Origin of the sequence: Paenibacillus marchantiae (assembly GCF_028771845.1) — a bacterium.
In the GTDB taxonomy this organism is placed as follows: Bacteria; Bacillota; Bacilli; order Paenibacillales; family Paenibacillaceae; genus Paenibacillus; species Paenibacillus marchantiae.
Genome location: NZ_CP118270.1, coordinates 831,156 through 851,054 on the forward strand (window position 1 = coordinate 831,156; position 19,899 = coordinate 851,054).

A 19,899-nucleotide genomic window follows, 5' to 3' on the forward strand; every position below is an offset into this window, starting at 1 on the left:
CTGGTAATTATTATTTTTTTATTTAGTTGAAATTCTTATTAGTAAAATGTAAAACAACACACCTCCTACCACTCCAAAAAAAACATATAAATCTATAAAAATATAAGCTATAAACGCGGATGATATCAACGTCACAATAATCCCAGCTCTATTTTTTAATAATATTCTATAGGTTAGATAACCTAGCAATCCAGAGATTAATGTCGACAACAAAAAAGGAAGAATAACGTACATTTGCTAACCTCCTAACTCGCACCCGTGTTTTACCATTTTTATTTTGTGGCAGGATCCTACCAATAATATATCTTAGCAATGTAATCGTCCTGAGGATTAAGCTTTTCCGTTATTTATACTAATACCTTATTTCTGCTATTGATAATCTAAAATTAGAATAAAAGGTTCAATTGGAATGTTTAATCTCTAGCTTATAGAGCTTCATATTTTTCACAATTAAACCCTTGTCCCACTCATAATGAGGGACAAGGGTTTAATTGTGAATCTTTATGATGATTAACCAACAAAACAATCAATCCTTATTGAACCTTAACAATCTGGAATTGCTGATTCGTACCACCATTATCTGTCCACTGGATTGCAGCTGCCCCGTCTGCCAGGGATTGTCCCGAAATATCAAGCACCTTGCCTGTGCTGCGGTTTTTCAATTTATAATAACCACCACCCACACTAACCAACTGCCATTGCTGACTGGCCCAGCCGCCATCGTTCCACTGTTCAATAACAGCTCCATCTGCTGTGGAACCATTCTCTACACCGATTAGCTTGCCGCTGGAACGATTGATGATTTTGACATAACCACCACCTGCATCCGTGATCTGCCACTGCTGGCTGGTCGTTCCGCCGTCTGCCCGCTGCTCCAGATCCGCACCGTTATCCGCAGAACCACCGATGACATTAAGCAATTTATTACTTTTGCGACTAATCAACTGATACGAAGCATTCGGGTCCCATACATCGGGCGTATCCACTCCGGTTACGGAACCCGTGGCTGCATCAATGGTAATACTGCTTGCCCAGTTCATCGCCAGACTGGTTGCACTTGGGAAAGACAACGGCAGCCACACATACTTAGAATCCTGCACTGGTCCGCTCCAGGCGCCAGCCCAGCGATCGCCCATATAGAGATAGGATGTTGTCTGTGAGCCTTCCACCGGAAGCACGTATGCGGATTGGGAGCCATAGGTTGTACTATCTCCAAAGTTGCTCAGGCCGCTCCAGGTGCCAGTTATACTGGTAGCAGTCGCATATTTGGCCTGATTCGGATTCCATCCCGTAGCCCCGGATGTGATCAGGAAGTAGACGCCACCCTTTTTGAACATGGCAGGTGCCTCACGATATTGACCCGGCCACAGCGTCGTTACGAGCGATTCCACACCGAGAAAATCTGGAGTCAGCTTGTAGATATTCAGGTCGGCATTCACTTTGGTCGCTGAGATGAGATAAGCTGTTCCGTTGTCGTTGTAAACTGTCATGTCTCTCGAATCATAGCCAAGAGGCCGATAGCTGCCTACATACGTATAATTTCCATCCACTGTACTTGAGGTCGCTACCGCCACTCTGGCTTCACCGTAGTCGACCCCGTTTTCCTTATGCATCCAAAGAACATACTTGCCTGTTGCACTGTTATAGATGACCTTCGGGCGTTCGATGTTGGAAATGTTCAGCTCGGCAGCCGAGCTGCTGGTGAGCACATCATTGCGATACTCCCAGTTTTTCAAATCTACTGAACGATATACGGAAACCGCCTTAAACGTTCCATTAGGATTACGATTCTCCCCAAACCAGTAATAGTACCCATTAGCCTTAATCATCCCGCCCCCATGGGCATGAATGACATTGCCGTTTGTATCCTTGAACTGTACCCCGTTGGTTACACTGAGTGGAGCAGCGGAAGCCCGTTGTCCTGAAGCGACCAGCATACCCAGCGATTGTAGCGCCAGGATTAGAGCAAGCAGATAACAAAGGCGACGAGTGAAACGATGTGTTTTTGTTTTCTTTTTCAACCAACCCTCATTCATAGAAAAATACACCTCCGCAATTAATTTATAAAGCGCTTACAATTAAATCGATACGTCTCTTCTTCCTCCGATCGATGATGCATTTCATAGGATTACCTGTTTCTCAGACTGGCTCGGCACTCACCTCCTGATTACGATTGTATCCGCCATCCCCCTGCTCGAATAGTGAACAATACGGCGGAACATGTACGATTACACACTGAACTTATGGAGTGAACAGCAAAAAGACGCTTCATCCGAAGCGTCCTCTGTTATACACAATCTAAATCCCTATAATATACGTTATTTCTTAATCTTCGTCGTCAAAATCCTGGTCAAACGAAAGCACTTTGCCTGTATTGGCATCGACGTCTACATCGGCTTCACTGTTTGCTGTTCTTAGTTCCACTTCATAAATATAACGGCCGTTATCATGATCCAGTTCGATTTCGGTTACTTTTCCGCCTGTCACCTGTTTCAGGGCAATGTTTGAAGCTTGTACCTCTGTCAGTTTAACCTGTTTTGAAGCAGCTTGATTGGAAGACGTACCTGCCACAGTTCCATTATAATCATCGTCGTCATCGTAATCTTCATCATCGACTACTGCAAGGATTTTACCCGTGTAAGCATCCAAACGAACGACAACGTCATTACTACCTTTTTTGTCGATCTCAACTTCATAGAACGTTTGGCCGTTTCTGCGCTCCAGATCCACATCATCCACTTTACCATCCGTTGCTTTCAAGGCTGCTTCTTTGGCCTGTGCGACCGTCAGCAATGTACCTGTGTTGTTCTGGGTCTGTGTTACTGATTGTGTATTGGACGTTTGCGTAGGCTGTACCGATTGTCCGTTTACACTCCCACTTGCCAGAGCGGCTGATCCTCCGAGCAACACCGCTGCCGACAAGCTGCCAATCCATAGTTTATGTTTATTCATCATCATCATTCATCTCCTCGTTGTTATTCTCGTTCTCGTCTACAGTTATAGATTAACCTGTACGAATGAGAGTTCAGCGAGAGTCAGATTAGAATTTGATGAGAAAATGAGTGAGAATCTCACAGAATGGCTTCTATACCTTTAATCTTCGTCATCATCCCAAGTGACCGAACGAATCGCGCCTGAAATGGCATTCACCTGCACAATAGCCTCACGACCGTCATCCAGGTCAATTTCAACCAGATAATACGGATTGCCACTATTCGTTCCACGGAGTTCGATATCATCCACTTCACCAGGAACCTTAGCCAGTGCCTTCTGCTCTGCTTCTTTCTCGCTCAGAAATGAAGTCTTGGTGCCTTCCCCTGTTGTCGGGTCGGGCGAAGATGCCTCCAGCGGCTTTGAAGACTGTTTCTCCCCGTTATACGGATCAATGGTCCATTGCTCCCGACCATTGTCCTTCATCTTGAATACCGCCAGATACACCGGGCTCCCCTGCTGCTCGACAAGTTCGAGCGACACCAGTTCGGCATCCGTTTGTTTCAGCAATTCCGTCTTGATCTGTTCCCGGCTCCATAACGTCTTCTCCTCGGCTTGTGGGTTGGACTCCAGCCGTTTAATGGAATTCACGGTCGCCGTAACCGCATCAACTTGTACGTCATACAGTCCGGTTTCTGAGCGGAGCTGCATGATGTAGGTTCCGTCCTTCAACGTGGAATTCAGGATCTCTCCCGGATATTGATCCAAGACCGCTTGGGCCGCTGCATCTGCTGTTAACATCACGCGGTCTGATTGCCACGGCCTCCACCACATGACCGCTATAACGACAAGGAGAGCCAGGAGCCCCGCACCCCACCATAATGAACGTCTTGGCTTCGCCCATCCTTTGCGTCGTTGTTCTTCCCGTTTCATTTCCGGACGCCCCTCATGCTCTTCCATCATGGTTCCCCCTTACGCACTCTCTTATGATCCGTAATCCTACTGTGTTTACCAGTATATAAGAGAAGAATGAGATTTTCATGAGAGTGATCCGTTCTGTACGGATGTGGGCAAAATTATCGAAGCCTCGGTTCCCCTGCCCTCGGTGCTGTTTAATTCAATACGTGCGCCCACGGCTTCTGCGATATCTTTGGCCAGGGAAAGTCCCAAGCCCGAACCGCTTGCTTCGCCGCTGCGTGTTCTGGCCTGATCAACACGATAGAAACGGTCAAACACCTTGGACAGTTCCTCTTCCCGCATACCGATTCCCTTATCCACAATACATATCCGACATTCCTGCCCCTTTGCCTCCAGCCGGACTTCAATGGCATCCTCACTATATTTACGAGCATTGTCCAGCAAAATAAAAAGCAGCTGCTTCAGCTTGCTCACATCGCTAATCGCCCATATCCTGCCCGGATCCTCACAGTGAACTTCCCGATGATAGGCTTCGCGAAATGCACGTGTGGAATCCAGCGCAAGTTGGGTGATATCCACCCGCTCCAGCTGTACATTCCACTGCTCTGGCTGCTTTGCCAGCAATAGCAGCTGCTCGGTCATCTCTCGCATGCGCACGGATTCGGACAGAATGGCTTCTACCGCCTCGTCGAATACTTCGGGACGTTCCTTGCCCCTTCGTTGCAGCAAGCTGGCATAACTTTCAATGATGGTAAGTGGTGTTTTCAGTTCATGAGAAGCATCAGAAACAAAGCGCTCCTGCCGCTCGAAGTTGGATTCCAGCAGATCCATCATACGGTTGAACGTCTGCCCCATCGTTTTCAGCTCATCCTTCGATTTTTCGTCGAGCGGAAGTCGCTTGAACTGGCCGCTCGACTGGATATCACTCATCGTACGTGTCATCTGCTGGATCGGCCTTGTCATCCGGTTCGCCAGAATACGGCTGGAGATGATGGCCGGAATCAGCGCGATGATGGTAACGGCAACTAGAACTGTACGAAGCACAGACAGGCGATTCTCGGTATCTTCAATGCTCTCGGTGACTTGTAGATTCACTACTTCTCCATCCGGCCAGATCACTGGAACAGAGACCCAGACATAACCGATTTGTTCAACTTGGGTATACTCCGATTTTTTTTCGCTTTCGTATTTGTAGGACAGCTTGCTCAGCTGCTCCTCTGCCGAGGTCGTCACCGGCGGGGAGCTGGTGCCGTCTTCATTGACGATCCGCAGCATGCCGTCCAGCGGCGCGTAGGCTCGGAGCAAGTCGTCCGGCGGAATGGAACCGGCAGACTGGCGCACTCCTTTTACAATAGACTCGGCCTCAGCCTCTACCCGCTTGATCTCGTTATCGATCGACATCCGTTCGAACACGATATACACCGACAGGTTGACGGCAATCAGCAGCACGGCAAACAATACGGACGAATATCCGTAGATTCTGCTGCGCAGACTCATACTTGCTCCTTCAGGACGTAACCAACACCCCGAACGGTATGTATTAAGGGTGGTGTGAATCCGTTATCAACCTTTTTGCGCACATAACGGATATACACATCCACCACATTGGTATCTCCATAATAATCGTATCCCCAGACGGCCTGAACAATCTGGTCCCGGCTCAGCACCTGGCGCTGGTTTTGCAACAGATACACCAATAGATCGAACTCACGCGGTGTAAGCTCAATCGATTGACCATCCCGGGATATCTCACGGGTTCCTTCATTCAGCTTCAATCCACCTGCGGTGAGCCAGCCTGTCTCATTTTCCGCCGTGTGCTCGGGTGATTGCGCCGTATCCCGTGGGACCGAAGTGGCAGAGTGGGTAGCAGCCGATGCAGCACTCAGGCGCAGTGCAGCGCGTACTCTCGCGAGCAACTCTTCAATACGGAACGGCTTTGTAATGTAATCGTTGGCTCCGAGATCGAGTCCGGATACTTTGTCTTCCACAGAGTCTTTGGCTGTGAGCATCAGAATGGGCACGGTCGCATCTTTGGCACGTATCCGCCGCAGCACTTCAATCCCACTCAGACCCGGCAGCATAATATCCAGCAGAATCAGATCCCATTGCCCCTCCCCATACATCTCCAGCCCTTCCGTTCCGCTGCTTGCCTTGCCTACCTGATATCCCTCATACTGTAATTCCAGTTCAAGCAGGCGTGCAATTTTGGGCTCATCCTCGATCACCAGCACAGCTTCATTCATGCAGAGCTCCCCCTCATTCCGTCATTCCATTCTCCCGTTATATTACAATACGAATTACAATTTACCTAAGGCATCCTCTACCAATTCATCCCCGGCGATCAGATCAAAAGCCATTCGATACGTCTTCTCCTCCTGGAGGGAAGCAGCGATTACACGAGCCACATCTTCACGTGGAATACTTCCCGGTTTCAGATCTGTTCCTACAGAGATTTTGCCGGTACCCGGCTCATTTTTCAAACCACCTGGACGGATAATGGTGTAATTCAGATCACTTGCGAACAACGCCCGATCGGCATAATGCTTCGCCACGTAATACGGCTTAATGGCGTCGGACCACTTCTCCCGCTGATCTGCCCCAAACGCACTGACCAAAATATATCTGGTAATTCCCTGCTGCTGTGCCGCCTCCATTGTTTTCACCGCACCATCGAGATCAATGAGCAATGTTTTGTCTTCGCCCGTAGATCCACCGGAACCCGCTGTAAACACAATGGCATTGTGATCTTTCATTGCCTCGGCCAGATCATCCACGCTGCCTTCCAAATCGCCAATCACCACATTGGCACCAAACTGCTTCAGTGCATCTGCCTGCTCCGGTTTGCGAATCATCGCGGTGACTTGATGTTTCCCTTCCTGTGCCAGTTGCTGCACCAGAAATTTGCCGATTTGTCCGTTCGCTCCAATTACTAATACGTTCATAGGTCATTCTCCTCTCGGTTTTCCTTTTTATAAGCTAGCTTTTATAAAACAGACTTGTCTTTAATTTAAACGAAAGCCGACGCTTCTAAGCGCCGGCTGCTATGTATTACTACCGTTCAGCGCATCTGGCAAGATGCGGATAACACGTCTTTCCTTTAATATACCATACACCCTATACGGTTATACCGAGCACTTTTTTCTTCAATACATATCTGATAACAACGGTTATACTTCCGCATTCACTTCATGGAACTTAGCCCCTATGCCAAACGGATGCTGGTTAAAAATAAAAAAAGGCACCCCAAGTGGGGTGCCTTTCTGCTGCATGGCGTACAGGTATTAGTAAGCCAGTGCAAACAAACCGTGAATATGAGCAAGGTAACGGATGTTACTTGCTTCTTTCATCATGGTTGCTGGCAGACCTTTCAGACGAGTCTGGTTGCCACCGATCATGCCGACAGCATCCTTACGACCCAGACTTCCCAGTGTACCGGAGAATACTGGTGTGAAGGATTCCATTGCGCCACCTTTGAACATTACGCCCAAGTTGTGACCAATAGTTTCACCCATTTGCCAAGCCAATTGTGCTGTTGGAGGGTATGGACGAGCGCCTTCGCTAGGGAAGACCACTGCGCTGTCACCAGCAACAAACACGTCTTTATGGGATGTGGATTGCAGTACTTCCGTAACTTTCGCACGGCCACGATCCACTTCAATTCCGCTGTTGGCAACAACTGCATTACCTTGAACGCCGCCTGTCCATACGAGTGTGTTCGTAGGGATCGAGCTTCCGTCTTTCAGCAGAACTTCATTTTCTTTCATTTCGGTAATCGCTACGCCAACGATGAAGTTAACGCCACGTTTTTCCAGACTCGCTTTTGCACGCTCAACCAGTTCTGGCGGGAATCCTGCCAGGATGGAAGGACCTGCTTCAACCGTGTACAGGGAAACTTCTTTGAAGTCGATACCTTTTTCTTGGCATACAGCCGGAAGAAGGTCAGCGAATTCACCAACAAGCTCGATACCTGTCAAACCACCGCCACCGATAACAAACGTAGCGTCTGCTTTGTTGCCGGATTGTTTGTAAGCATCCAAACGAGCTTCCACGTGTGCACGAATGCGATTAGCATCGCTAACGGATTTCAGCGTGAAGCTGTACTCCTGCAATCCCGGAATTCCGAAGAATGCCGTTTCACTGCCCAAGGCAACAACGAGTGCATCGTAAGAGTAAGTAGAACCGCTGGTCATGAGAACTTTTTTCTCGTCCGGCTTGATTGTATCCACCGTATCGATTTTCAAGTTCACATTTTTACCACTCAGCAATTTTTCGAGTGGAAGGGCAACTGCTTTTTCAGCAATGCTTCCTGCTGCAAGACGGTGCAGTTCCGTAATAATTTGGTGCGTAGGGTAACGGTTCACGACTGTAATAGTCGCTTCTTCCGGTGTCAGGTATTGACGCGCAGTCAGCGCAGTCAACAGACCACCGTAACCTCCGCCCAAGATCAAAATTTGCTTCGACATATCCATCCTCCGTTCTTCTAATCTTAACGTTGCTGTTGTTGACGCTCGTTCAGGATGCTCAGGAATGATTGAGCAAAACGAAGCGTTTGTTGTACGTTTGGATCTTTAAGCATTTTGAGCATAGCGAACAAACCAACCGAAGTTTGCTCGGCTTGCGCACGATCACTTGCTTCGATGGCAGCAGAAGCTACACCTTTAGCTTTGTCTACAACAGGTTTAGCAAACTCGCCCATTGCGCTCATTGTGTCGCTGATCAGAACTTTGTCTGTAGCTACGCTTTGTGCAAAGTCATAAGCTTTGGTCATAGCAGTGACCATTTCAGCCAGTTTAGGCAAGTTCTCCACCAGAACGGTCAGAGACTCCTGTACCTCAGGCTTCATCAATTGATCCAGTACGTCCAAGGACTGGCGTTGGGAAACGTCGGCACCTTCTGTAACCGGCACCTCTTGTTGAGTAGGCGATTGTGACATAAGAGAAAGTCCTCCTTTACTTTGGGATAGAAGTCCGCGACTTTCATGATGCCTGTCAAGCAGAGCCGAACCACAAATACATCCAATACAACTAAATGTACCAAATTTCACACAATAGAATGAGCATAGCCCAAGGGCCGTTCCCACATCGTGTATTGTATCTTGGGTCTATTGCGGACAACATGTGTTGACGCAAAACGACAAGCAGGCCGAAACCGAACTCTATACCCCTATATTACACCTCTTACACATGAACATGAAAAAGAAATTTTTTACACTTGTGAAGATATTGTGAACATTGTAACAAAATCGATTTTTTTGTCAAGCATTGTGGTCGGATTAAAATCGATTATTCTCCTGTCCCAGATCCGTAATCCTACCACATGTGGTAGGATTACAAGATCACATATGACCATATGTGCGATATGTACACAAGGAAGGATTTTTTCAACTGAATTTTTCAGGAATTGTTTTCCAAAACCATGAATTTCATGCAACGAAATTGGTCACTGTCGTTATTATGCAGCTAGGGGTGCAGCCTTATTCCTGAAATGACATCATTTCTTGTTCAAGTATGAACCTATCCTGGCACGAAAGCAAAAAAGACAGAAAGAAGGCCTGACGGATCGTCCTGCCTCCTGATATTTCTTTCACTGTTCGCCAGATCTAATCGATACATTTCGGCCACACCATAACGATTTCTGGGGAATGCTGATCCATTTCTTCAAGCAACGCTTTTATTGCAACGACAGCAGCTCGCTCTAATTCCTCCACCTCCAGAAGTATCGAGATAGCTTGATCGACCTGAAGCTTCTCGTTTGGCTTTCCGCCTTCAGGAAAAGGAAAACACTGTTTGAGCACGTTTAACCTTTGGGACATGTTTCGATATAACTCTTCCGCCTGAAGACAGAATGGAATCAAGCTGGAATAGCGGGGAATCGAAGCCCACTTTAGACAAAGTTCCCTGAAAAACTCACTTGCATAACGTCTTGCATCCCACAAAACCGCAATGTTATAAGCGTGACCGTTCGGTTCTACCCTTCTGTATTCTAGGGCTTCTCTCCAGACCGCATAAGCAGCCAGACCACTGACTGTGTTCGACAAGGTATACGGGTCCTCCCCACGATAATGAGCCAAAACATCTGTCAGTGCCGCGCGCAAGTTCATTTCTCGTATCATGCCATCTGATTCCGCTGCCAGTACAAATACTTCCTGATTCACCCCCCGGCCCACATGATCATAGGGAATTGTCACTGATTTAATGAAATCTGTACCGTACAGGGTCCGGGCTGCATCATCATAGCCATAAATCAATCCGAATTCGGGAATATTCAGGTCCCATACTACGGCCGGAATTCCCCGATGAATGGAGTAACGAATCAAGGAGAGGGCCCGAACAAGCCTTGGATTTAGCAACCTTTTCCCCTTCGCTTTCTCCTCTAGCATCGAAGGATCGATCAGATTGGCATTGAGTCCCGCTTCGCTCGCCAAAGCCTCAACCGCATGGGAACGATAACCCATATGGTGCAATCCTCTGATAAGTACCTCTTTGAAGTTATAGGCGGTGGGTCCAGCGATATGTATGTCCTGAGGCAGGATGGTCAGACGAAAAGAAAGTCCACTCATCCCCATAACCATGGGGAGAGATGGAGATGAACCGATATAACCTAACATCTCGTGAATGGATGCTGCTGCCGAGTTCCAGGTTTGGGGAGCCCGAAACGAAAGGGGTTCCTCCAGAATCACTCGATTTTGCCCGAGTGAATTCCACTCTGCCAGCATTTCTTCTACGGATAAATGAATATGAAGCTGCGACACTTTTTTACGTGAACGGGACAGAATTTGATACGCATTGGCACTTGTCAGATTGAATTTACAGGCAATTTCTTGCGGTGACAGCTGCTCCATCCAATACGATGTGAAGACCTGCTGCTCTCTTAAATTCAGACATCCCAGCAGCTTGTAGAGATTATTCCTCATTTCCTGCTGAGCAACAGCTTGATACGGATCATAGCCAGTCTCCTGCGATATCCGTTCGGTGTCATTCAAAAGATGGTTCAGCGTCATGTCGAGCGAGTCTTGATCGCTCCATGAGGGATCATCGGCTCCAAATGCAAGGAAAGAAGAAAAATGTTGTTCACGCTGCTGCTCTCGGCGTTGCATATGTGAGTACGCCTGATTACGCACAATGCGCTGCATCCAGGCCATAAAACGCTCGGCATTCTGAAGCTGCCCCATATGAATGAACGCCCGAATAAGCCCATCCTGTAAAATGTCTTCTGCGAGATAAGAATCATGTGTAAGTGCTCGCACATAACGGAACAATTGCCCACGGTAACGGTGAATCAATTCACCAAAAGCCTCTGTATCCCCAGTTTGGGCTCGTTGGATAAGCGCGACATCCGACTCCTTTTTCCGATTCTCGATTGTCTCATCTTCCCCTGGCCTGATATGGCGATTGTCAGCTAATTCATCCATGTGTATCTCCCCTTCTCATAGCCTTGCTTCACTTACAATTACATTATTCCATCTTCAAAATAGCAGCTTCGATCATGGCTTCCGTCTCCGCGAGTGCCACCATGATTGTCGCAGCAGCCTCCCAGTTCCGGGAGACAAGACGGGATTGGCATTCCCCGAATTGGCGCGATTGTGCGTATTTCAAAGCAGAAAGGTCAGGATGGATTGTTTTAAAAAATAACCCATAATCATGGGCACGACGCGCGCCTACTGGCAGAGCAAAATACACATAATGAGCCCACTCATTACCATCGATTGCTCCAGCACGAACCTGTTCCGCCTTATGTAGAATTGCTGAAGCTCCTGTTCGTCCTTCCTGTGCAGCAATATCATGGATCTGTTCTGTAAGGGTTGATTTGAACCAAGTAAAAGCGCGGCGGTTAATCTCCTCCAGATTAGGCTGTTCAATGCGTTCAGGACTCAACCATCGTCGATACACACCGCTGCTCCACGGGAATTCAGACTTCCATGCTTCCTCAAGTTTATCCAGTGTTAGGAAGACATTTGGGAATCCAGCCGGGTCATGCAGGCATATTTCATCGCCCTCCATGCTCAACGCCACTACATAATGATCGCAACCACCCAGGTTGGGAGAGTTGGGATTGTAGACGAGTTTGCCCATATCCAGCGGCCCCATCATCACAGGACCCTGCTTCAAAGCCTCTCTTAGCTCATCTACAGGCATCTCTGTACCCGGTGATTGCACACTTTCGCGCACACTAAATCCCAGAATGCTCATCGCTTTGCTGATGGCCAGATCAGGACTAGAGGTACAGTTATCAAAAAAAAGCATATCTTCCTGCGTTCGAAAGGCCCCTAGTGAAAAGCCACCGACTGCTTCAAGCAGACCGGGGTCTACCTTTTCTCCAATGGACGACAGCAGCATTGAAGCTGAATTAGCGTAGCAATATGCACCATTTCCAATATAATTGCTCATATCATAACATCCTCTCATTTCTTTAATGAAGCACGCGGTTATGCAATGCCTATACTTATACTGACTCTTCGTACTGATCATTTCTGACAGAATATCCAGAACAAATTTCTGCCCTTATCACAATAGCAACGTTTAGAATACGGGCATCCCGGTTAATAAGGACTACACCAGAAACGAAGGAGATGTTCGATATGAGTAATTCAACTAGCGATAAAATCAAAGCAGGCGTAAACAAGGCCAAAGGCGAAGTGAAAGATCAGATCGGTAATGCGACTAACAACAGATCCCTTCAGGCTGAGGGCAAGAAAGACAAAGCCAAAGGTGCTGTGCAGGACAAAATTGCTGATGTAAAAAAACATCACTAGATCCATTTGTTAAACGTGAACACGCACGACAATTCGTGCAGTAAATATAGGATCATTGCCCGACCGTCCATACCGGTTGAAAGCCGGGATTCGACGGGGGCGCAAAAAAGCCAAGGAAGGTGTTATTCACTACACCCTTCCCTGGCTTTTTTTGCCCTGGTTAGATAGCCGGAACTGCATATCTCGCCATATCGATAATAAAGCTGCGTGCTTCTCTTGTCGTGTGGTATTCACGGCTGAATTGTCTTACCCATTCGGGATGTTCCTGATACCATCGAAAGGTCTGCTCCAGTCCCTGCTCCAGCGTCGTCTGGGGAAACCATCCGGTCTCTGATCGTAATTTTCCCGAGTGAACGACCAGACTCGAACCTCTGGACTGGGTGGGCTCCTGCTCCCGAATCTCCGCCGTTCCATTAGAAGTATGCAATTGGTGCAAAAGATCTCCGATCTCTTGCATGGTTGTTCCTTGCCCTGTCGAAATGTTATAGATCTGCTGATCTTGTCCATTCAGCATAATCTGTTCAATCGCTCGCAGCGCATCATCTACATACAAAAAATCACGTACAGCTGATCCCTGAATATCCAGAGGAAGGCTGTCCATCATTCGGCCAAAATTACGCGGGATAATCCGGTCCGGCAACTGCCAAGGTCCATAAAGATTGGTTAAACGAAATATTTTTATAGGAAGCTGGTAACATTGAGCGTAGGATCGTGCGAGCATCTCACAGGCTACTTTGGAAGCGGAGTAAGGGGATACCGGAGCATATTCATCGGATTCATGATACACTCTGCCCATCTCCCCTCCGTATACCTCAACAGATGAAGCCAGCACCACGGGAATATGGTGATCGGAAGCGTATTGCAGAATGGCCTGTGTACTGAGGGTGTTGTTACGAAACACTTCTCCGGGGTGATGATACGAATAATCTACGTGTGGCATCGCTGCCAGATGAATAATATAGTCTGTTTCGTGCGGCAAGCTGAATCTGTCCTTCGCGAGATCACAACAGATAAAGGCCATCTCATGAAGTGGAGAGCTGTGAACAAGCCTCTGACAATAATCATCCTGGTCTACCAGGGTGATTCGATGTCCTTTTTCCGCCAAATACTGAGAAAGGTTAAATCCTACAAATCCAGAAGCCCCTGTAATGACAATATTCAAGCACATTCCCCCTTGGATTAATACAACAAGTTACTGAAGAGAGTCTATGTTCTGATTATAACCTTATAGTGATACATTTTGTATCATTTTACAATTGTTTTTTGTTCTTCACCAGAAATAAACGGGTAATGCCATAGAGAGGTGATATTTACGATGAAAGAGGCCATCAACAATGTACAAACGATGTTATTTCAGGACGATGGTGTGATCCCCAATCATCCGATTCTGCCTGTACTTCTGTATAAAGGAATTTGGGCAACAAATTCCGCTCGTGCAGAGTCGTTACTGAACCAAAATGGATGGGGAAACAGCTGGATTAACGGTGTGTTTGATTATCATCATTTTCACAGCAATGCTCATGAAGTACTTGCAGTGGTTAGTGGCTGGGTTGAGCTCATTCTTGGTGGGCAACATGGAAAGGTTGTGCGTCTTCATGCAGGAGATGTGGTCGTATTACCTGCGGGAACCGGACATAAGCGGCTGAGTGCGAGCCGTGATTTCCGCATTGCAGGGGCCTATCCAGGTGGCATGAGCTATAATACCCGAACGGGTGAACCGGGGGAGCGTCCCAAAGTTCTGCGTGAAATTCAGGAGGTTCCCATTCCGGATACAGATCCAGTCTATGGGCAAGAGGGGCCACTATTGGAGTTATGGAATCAGAATAAGACATGAAAGAATAAATGGACTGCTCAGGGATAAAAAAACTACCGGGAACAGTCCATATTTCGGTTACTGGGGGAGCCTCACACTGTAGAATCGCATGGCATGTGGCTTCCCTTCCATCTCAAGCCGTCCCTTTATGATCAACTGTCGAACACGGTATTCAATGAATGCGTCTCCGACAGCTTGTTCAAGATGGCCCAGCACCTCACCTACGACGCGGGCTGATTTTATAAACTCGCCAGGCTGTCTGGTTAACGTGACCTCTCTAGCCTTCTGCATAATGTACTCATCAATCGCGTCTTCGGGCACGCTCTGAATCTGGCCATCCTTCATTAATCGCAGAAGTCCAGGCTGTACAGCCAGATTCACCCACTCTTGCTCCATGTGTTTTCGTTCCTCCACAGACAACGGTTCAGCATTCACACAGTGTTGCCACATCGATAACAACTTCTCAGAAAAAATTTCACCTGTTCTAGGAACATCATACTGAACTTCAGAAGGTTTGAATAATTCCTGATATAATGCACCGGTATCGATCAAATAGATAGGCCCCAGCCTTTTACGTAGCAAATGCATGGCATATAAAAGCCCCGTTCTCTCATGAGCATTATTCGCATACCAAATGGTGATTCGCGTATCTTCATCAATTGAACTCAACATGTTGTTTAATTGAAGCAGCTTATCCATGCCTTGGACGGCATAACTTCCATGCTCACCCAAATAAAGTTTCTCAAGTAGCCAGAGGTGCCTGCGGTGTAAATCCGCCTTGTTCGTCAGATCGCCCAATGGACCGATGGTATAGTAGTCATTCATAGAGAAAAACCGCCGCTCCGAGCGACCTGGAACCTTGCCCATCGCAACTTTAATGCTACCTAGTGGCGATTCACCAATCGCTATATGAATTTCACGTGGTATCTGTGCCTTTAATGCCTGTTGCTCCGCTTTCTCCCGGTTCCGATTCTCATCCAATGTCTTAAATATCGACTGTATTTTCGTTGCAAAATGAACAGAATGTTCTTCCGCTGACTGATCACTGACTGCCATATCTGCGCTGAGATAGAGCGTACGCAATAACGAACGCAGCTCGTCCTCATCCATACGGTACAGCTCCTGATCAAAATCAAAGATATTGTCAATCATGTTTATCCCCCTCCAAACAGTCTAAACCGATGGTTATCTGCGACTAAACCATACAAAATCGAACGTACGTATTTGTATCATCGTAAGTTTACGACGAAATAGACTTTCCAGAGGAGTGACTCAGATCATTCATTTCCTCACGATTGGATGACGAACGGGTAAAATGCCGCTCCAGCTTCCGACTTGCCCAAAGGGATACCGCGATAAACAACAACACGCCGCCCCATCGCACAGGGTGCTCCATAAACTGAGCTACATTGGAACCGATATACGTCACACAGAAGATCATAATGGCTTTACCAAAACTCACCGCAAGCAGGAAGGACATTAATCTCATCCGCGCAATACCTGCCGCTACATTAATAATGACGAACGGACCAACCGGAAAAATACTCAACAAAAACACATAACTGAATGCATTCCGCCGAATCCATACCATGCTGCGCTGCACACGGGGTTTATTAGCCCAACGTTCCACAAAAGCCGACTTCCCAATCTCCCGTACAATCAGGAACGTAACGGTACAGCCGAGTACCATCCCGATCCATGAATATAAAAATCCTGCCCATAGCCCGTACATCGCTCCGTTAACCCCAACAATGAGCAGTGTAGGCAGCGGGGGCACGAATGATTTCATAAAGGTAAGCAAAATTGCCGGTAAAGGGCCCAGGGAGCGAAACTTCTCCAGCCAAAAACGAATATTCTCTTCCGTAATATAGGACATGATGTCCAAAGATGCCGGGTTCATCTGCTTCCCTCCAATCTATACAGTTCAAATTTACTAAAGATGTGGTGCCCATTATAAAATACATCTGGTAAACCGATGTGAAGTTTCACGACTCACTTCTCCCCAGTATAACGTACATATGAGCGCTGTACCGTTGTCAATTTGAAGAAATTTCACCAGCGAAGCTAAAAAACAAAAAAGCACACCCTGACCCGTTCAGTCTTGGTGTGCTCTCTATATCGGATACCCCGCTTGAAACCCATGGTGAACAAGCTTGGGGAAGTATTTGTATTTCGCATAAACCGTTTATTCTAGCTGAGCTTCCTGCATTGCCAATTCATTCAGCTCTTCCTGATGCGCAGCATTCCACTCGGGAATACCGGAACGCATGAATTCTTCGGCATCCATCGCTGCTTTGGACTGGTTGCACAGATTGCAGGCGCAGACACAGTTAAGTGGGGTGGTATGCCCACCTTTAGCTCGTGGCAGAAGATGGTCAATCGTGTCTCCATACGATCCACAGAAGTAGCAGGTATAGTTATCACGGGTCAAAATAAACCGTTTGAAATCCTTGTTGCTAAACAATCGACGGATCGTGTACCGATTAACCACAACAGCGGCTTTTTCCTTGACCAACGTGACCGCCAGCTCCATATCCACTTCCTGATGCCAGCGCCGCCCTTTGTCCGTCTTGCCACGCATGCGCACCATGCCCTGCCGATTCGTCCGAAGCGATGACGGATCATCCGGATCAATCGCTACAGGCACCGCCGGAGTATGACGGCGAGGACGGCTTTCCGTTCCAGCCCCGTGACTGCGGCTGGAATGTGCAGGCGCCCGCTGCCCGGATGATCCGGCACGGGCTGCGTCTTCGCCGCCTGCCTTAGGCGCACGCTCCTTGCGTGCCGGGCGCGGCTTCGACCCGGGCGAGCCTGGCTGGCGCCCGGGTGCAGGAGGCGCAGCCTCCATGGCCGTGCCCGGCGCTTGGCCGGGGGCGGGCTTTGCAGCAGCGGCAGGCTGTGCGGCCGCCGCTGGGGGTCCGGCGACCGAGGCATCGCCACGGTCGCTCAGGTTCAGCGCACTGGCCTCAGCTATGCTGCGGGCCTGTCCTGCGCCGGACAGCAGCGCGGCAGCACGTTTGCGGCGCCGCTTGCGTTTGCGCTTGGCTGCGGTCGGCTGATCCGCAGCCCCTGACTCTGCTGCCGGGCCTTGCGGCTTGGCTAGCAGCAGAGCTTTGGCCGCCGCAATCTCCTGCTCGGCGGCCTGATCCGTGCCAGCGGCTATACGCGCGCGGGCACGCTTCGCAGATGGATCAGCATTCGCTGTATGCGTCTGCGAATCCCTTTCTTGCAGATCAGCCCTCGTCTGCGGCTGATCTACCTTCTCGCTCTCCACCTCAGTTCCGGAGAGCGGCTCCGTTTGCTCATTACCCGACTGCAGTTCTGGGCGCTTCGCCTTTCTCCTCCTTCTCCTCTTCTTGCGGTTGCCCGAAGGCGAAGAAACAGTTGAAGAAGCAACGAAGTCAGCCGTTTCACCTTCCATCGAAGAAGATGACCCCACCGGCGGCTGTGACTCGCCGTGTCCTTCTGAAGCAGCAGCAACAGAAGGCGTACCAATTGCTGGATCGACGCTCCGTTCTGCTGTATGACTTGCAGGTGCAGAAGGCCGTGCAGCCGCAGCACCTTTATGACTCTTTATCGCCTCATCCGTAGGCCGGAGTGAGGTATTATTGTTATCGGCTTGTCCACCGAGCTGACGACAGTGACGACAAGCGCCACGTCTGGCTCCCGGGCCAGCCCGCTTTCCGGTTCTTCGTCGAAATTCGGACAAAGGTCGCTTTTGCCCGCAATACATACATGTCTTGGTCAGTTGCGCTTCATGTTCCGTCATTTCCTGCCGGAAAGGGGCCGAGCCCATCTCCATGTTGTCACCTCGGTTCCGTATGAATCCGGTTTCTTTCTATTGTATCACATCTGCTCGCCAACACACTCATAGCCAGATGTCTCATAGTCTTTTGTCTTGTACTCCTGGGTCTGCCCCACGCATTCGTGAAGTATGTGTTCCACGTATTCCAATATATCTTGCATCGGTTTCCCGCATTGTTCACATGTTGTCATTGTTCTCACCTTAATCCTGTTCTTAAAGTTATCTGCTTATCAAATGATAAATTGTGTTCCGCCTTCTCATTACCCTTCGCTTATGAAAAAGAAACATCCGTTCCCCATGTATGAATCTAATCGGCAATCAAAAAAACCGTTCCCCGCTCAACCCTAATGGTCGACCAAGAAACGGTTTATTATTCCTGTATTAGCATAAATATTTTAACGAACGTCGAGTTGTCCCGAGTTTTGTTGTGGTACCAGACGTGGCTTCGGTTTTGGCAAATTGCCGAATATTACCCATGCAAACGGAACAAATCTTGCCGTGAGTCCAACCACAATCCACGATGCGATTAACGCCACACCAAAACCTCCGGCGTACCACAGGTGAATCAGCCAGGATACCCCGGTTTGTGGTGGATAATTCCGATAGATCAACAGGAAGAATGGATGTATCAGATAAATACCGAAGGACAGTGCCCCAAGCCGATTGAGCGGCTTAACGATCAGCGATGGTCCTTTGCGATAGAGCAGGTACGCAATCTGAATGAGCACCAACGCACAGGCGAACGTATGCAGATTCCAGAAAAACTCGTACCACAGCGTGTTATATGTCGCAATTTTCAGGCGCAACAGATAATAAATGTATACATGGCCGAGTCCGGCAAAAATCCATACCGCCCACAGCAAAATCCATGAAACTACACGAGCTTTAGTTGCATTTTCCCGACTAATGACAAACCATTGTTTAATCTTCGGAAAGTATACCCCGATAAATGCACCCAGCATGAAATAAGAGAAGTACGAGAATGCCCAACTTCCCTTGTTCGGCACCTGGAAGCCATATTTATTACTTACGATAAATGCCCACTGAATGAGCAACCCAATCGGTACCGACCACTTGACAACTGAGGGATATTTCTTAAGCAGCCACAATACCAACGGGAATAAAAGATAGAATTGCATATTAATAAATACAAAGTACAGATGCGTATACGCCTTGCCAGTGAACAGTTTCGTTATGAAGCTTACTGCTGATTCACCGAACGGACGGCCCTGATAATGCGTGAAGTGTAGGATAACAAAATACATTAATGAAAATAGGAAATACGGTAGTAAAATGTAAACAAATCTTTTTTTGTAGAAGTTGCTGACCAGCTTCTTATCTAGCGGGCGAGAATAATAGTTATAGAACAGTACAAAACTGCTCATGAAAATAAACGTTGGTGTACCATATTTCATAAAAATATTAATAAAATTGTACAGCCAGTAATACCCTGAACCCGTCATGTCTACCGTCGCATATGAAGTGGAATGCACACACAGCACGCCGATGATAGCCATTGCCCGTACGAGATTCAGCTCTGGGATTCGCTCTCTTTTGATTGTTTCACTCATAATTAGCGTTTCTCCTTAATATGTTTCGTTGATATGTCTAAGATGACTTAATACGATAAGCACACTATCTATTAAAAAGCATAAAGCTTAAGATGGGTAGTCCAAATTC

The 19,899-nt window shown here is 47.9% G+C and carries 17 protein-coding genes; 2 read left to right on the top strand and 15 right to left on the bottom strand.

Annotated features, from left to right (window positions below):
- Positions 1-533: 533 nt before the first annotated feature.
- The 10 genes from PTQ21_RS03810 to PTQ21_RS03855 form a co-directional block, all read right to left on the bottom strand.
- Positions 534-2,036: an RICIN domain-containing protein gene (locus PTQ21_RS03810; RefSeq protein WP_274568876.1), complete on the bottom strand. Its 1,503-nt coding sequence runs from the start codon at positions 2,034-2,036 to the stop codon at positions 534-536.
- Positions 2,037-2,325: 289 nt separating this feature from the next.
- Entirely contained in the window at positions 2,326-2,961 is a 636-nt protein-coding gene (locus tag PTQ21_RS03815) for a PepSY domain-containing protein (protein ID WP_274568877.1), read from the bottom strand.
- Positions 2,962-3,093: 132 nt separating this feature from the next.
- Positions 3,094-3,894 (bottom strand): PepSY domain-containing protein, encoded by an 801-nt coding sequence (locus PTQ21_RS03820; protein ID WP_274568878.1) that lies wholly within the window; start codon positions 3,892-3,894, stop codon positions 3,094-3,096.
- A 75-nt stretch (positions 3,895-3,969) separates the two neighbouring features.
- Positions 3,970-5,346 (bottom strand): sensor histidine kinase, encoded by a 1,377-nt coding sequence (locus tag PTQ21_RS03825; RefSeq protein ID WP_274568879.1) that lies wholly within the window; start codon positions 5,344-5,346, stop codon positions 3,970-3,972.
- Complete coding sequence (locus tag PTQ21_RS03830; protein WP_274568880.1) at positions 5,343-6,092, bottom strand: response regulator transcription factor; 750 nt, start codon at positions 6,090-6,092, stop codon at positions 5,343-5,345. The genes PTQ21_RS03825 and PTQ21_RS03830 overlap by 4 nt, the downstream gene beginning before the upstream one ends.
- Positions 6,093-6,146: 54 nt before the next feature.
- Positions 6,147-6,791, bottom strand: a complete 645-nt coding sequence (locus PTQ21_RS03835) for an SDR family oxidoreductase (RefSeq protein ID WP_079695434.1) — start codon at positions 6,789-6,791, stop codon at positions 6,147-6,149.
- A gap of 339 nt (positions 6,792-7,130) precedes the next feature.
- Positions 7,131-8,312, bottom strand: a complete 1,182-nt coding sequence (locus PTQ21_RS03840) for an NAD(P)/FAD-dependent oxidoreductase (protein WP_063568226.1) — start codon at positions 8,310-8,312, stop codon at positions 7,131-7,133.
- Between the two features lie 23 nt (positions 8,313-8,335).
- A complete protein-coding gene (locus tag PTQ21_RS03845; RefSeq protein WP_024629786.1) occupies positions 8,336-8,782 on the bottom strand; it encodes a DUF1641 domain-containing protein in 447 nt (148 codons plus the stop codon).
- Positions 8,783-9,448: 666 nt separating this feature from the next.
- The gene (locus tag PTQ21_RS03850) at positions 9,449-11,260 is read right to left on the bottom strand and encodes an RNA polymerase sigma factor (protein ID WP_274568882.1); all 1,812 of its coding nucleotides are present in this window, start codon (positions 11,258-11,260) and stop codon (positions 9,449-9,451) included.
- Between the two features lie 43 nt (positions 11,261-11,303).
- Positions 11,304-12,236, bottom strand: coding sequence for a cysteine peptidase family C39 domain-containing protein (locus PTQ21_RS03855; protein ID WP_090952308.1), 933 nt, complete (start codon positions 12,234-12,236; stop codon positions 11,304-11,306).
- Between the two features lie 191 nt (positions 12,237-12,427).
- On the opposite strand from PTQ21_RS03855, the gene PTQ21_RS03860 reads away from it, so the two are divergent.
- On the top strand, positions 12,428-12,601 hold the full coding sequence (locus PTQ21_RS03860; RefSeq protein WP_064506464.1) for a CsbD family protein: 174 nt from the start codon (positions 12,428-12,430) through the stop codon (positions 12,599-12,601).
- Between the two features lie 160 nt (positions 12,602-12,761).
- Here PTQ21_RS03860 and PTQ21_RS03865 read toward each other — a convergent pair whose 3' ends face one another.
- Positions 12,762-13,769 carry an NAD-dependent epimerase/dehydratase family protein gene (locus PTQ21_RS03865; protein ID WP_269054314.1) on the bottom strand — a complete coding sequence of 336 codons (1,008 nt, stop codon included), beginning with the start codon at positions 13,767-13,769 and terminating at the stop codon, positions 12,762-12,764.
- A 147-nt stretch (positions 13,770-13,916) separates the two neighbouring features.
- Between PTQ21_RS03865 and PTQ21_RS03870 the strand changes: the two genes are divergently transcribed.
- Positions 13,917-14,435 (top strand): cupin domain-containing protein, encoded by a 519-nt coding sequence (locus PTQ21_RS03870; protein ID WP_063568229.1) that lies wholly within the window; start codon positions 13,917-13,919, stop codon positions 14,433-14,435.
- 57 nt (positions 14,436-14,492) lie between these two features.
- Here the strand turns inward: PTQ21_RS03870 and PTQ21_RS03875 are convergent, their stop codons facing one another.
- The 4 genes from PTQ21_RS03875 to PTQ21_RS03895 all read right to left on the bottom strand — a co-directional run bounded on the left by PTQ21_RS03875 (position 14,493) and on the right by PTQ21_RS03895 (position 19,790).
- Positions 14,493-15,566, bottom strand: coding sequence for a DUF1835 domain-containing protein (locus tag PTQ21_RS03875; RefSeq protein WP_274568883.1), 1,074 nt, complete (start codon positions 15,564-15,566; stop codon positions 14,493-14,495).
- A gap of 88 nt (positions 15,567-15,654) precedes the next feature.
- Entirely contained in the window at positions 15,655-16,314 is a 660-nt protein-coding gene (locus PTQ21_RS03880; RefSeq protein WP_274568884.1) for a TVP38/TMEM64 family protein, read from the bottom strand.
- Positions 16,315-16,599: 285 nt separating this feature from the next.
- The gene (locus tag PTQ21_RS31445) at positions 16,600-18,216 is read right to left on the bottom strand and encodes an HNH endonuclease (protein WP_420800353.1); all 1,617 of its coding nucleotides are present in this window, start codon (positions 18,214-18,216) and stop codon (positions 16,600-16,602) included.
- A 398-nt stretch (positions 18,217-18,614) separates the two neighbouring features.
- Positions 18,615-19,790: an acyltransferase gene (locus PTQ21_RS03895; protein ID WP_063567780.1), complete on the bottom strand. Its 1,176-nt coding sequence runs from the start codon at positions 19,788-19,790 to the stop codon at positions 18,615-18,617.
- Between the last annotated feature and the right edge of the window lie 109 nt (positions 19,791-19,899).